This window comes from Mycolicibacterium agri (assembly GCF_002553505.1).
GTDB classification, from domain to species: Bacteria; Actinomycetota; Actinomycetes; order Mycobacteriales; family Mycobacteriaceae; genus Mycobacterium; species Mycobacterium agri.
Map to the genome: position 1 here is coordinate 1 of NZ_PDCP01000233.1, position 857 is coordinate 857.

The 857-nt window shown below is 67.4% G+C and carries 1 protein-coding gene; it reads right to left on the minus strand.

Annotation, left to right across the window (positions count from 1 at the left end; translation table 11 throughout):
- Nucleotides 1-857 (minus strand): pyridoxal 5'-phosphate synthase lyase subunit PdxS (gene pdxS / locus CQY20_RS33950; protein WP_097945796.1); only part of this gene is annotated, 857 nt, incomplete at both ends.

Genomic DNA, 857 nt, shown 5'->3' on the forward strand with positions numbered 1-857 from the left:
TACCAGCCGCGTTCTGCGAGCCGGTGGGGCTGCGCGATCTCCTCCACGTTGATACCGACCATTGCCTCGCCCAGTCCGCGCGACACCTTGGCCAGCACGTCCGGGTCGTCGTAGAAGGTGGTGGCCTTGACGATCGCCGCGGCGCGCTCGGCGGGGTTGCCGGACTTGAAGATGCCCGATCCGACGAACACACCCTCGGCGCCCAGCTGCATCATCATCGCGGCGTCGGCGGGGGTCGCGATGCCGCCCGCGGTGAACAGCGTCACGGGCAGCTTGCCTGCCCGCGCCACCTCGGCGACGAGTTCGTAAGGCGCCTGCAATTCCTTTGCCGCGACGTACAACTCGTCTTCGGACATCGACGTCAGCCGGCGGATCTCGCCGCCGATCTTGCGCATGTGGGTGGTCGCGTTGGACACGTCGCCGGTGCCGGCCTCACCCTTCGAGCGGATCATCGCCGCGCCTTCGGTGATGCGGCGCAGCGCCTCGCCCAGATTGGTGGCGCCGCAGACGAACGGCACGGTGAATTTCCACTTGTCGATGTGGTTGGTGTAGTCGGCGGGTGTGAGCACCTCGGACTCGTCGATGTAGTCCACGCCGAGGCTCTGCAGGATCTGCGCCTCGACGAAGTGCCCGATGCGGACCTTGGCCATCACCGGGATGGTGACCGCATCGATGATTCCCTCGATCATGTCGGGGTCGCTCATCCGCGACACCCCGCCCTGGGCGCGGATATCGGCGGGGACCCGTTCCAGCGCCATCACCGCGACGGCGCCTGCGCCCTCGGCGATGCGAGCCTGCTCGGGCGTGACGACGTCCATGATCACGCCGCCCTTGAGCATTTCGGCCATGCCACGCTT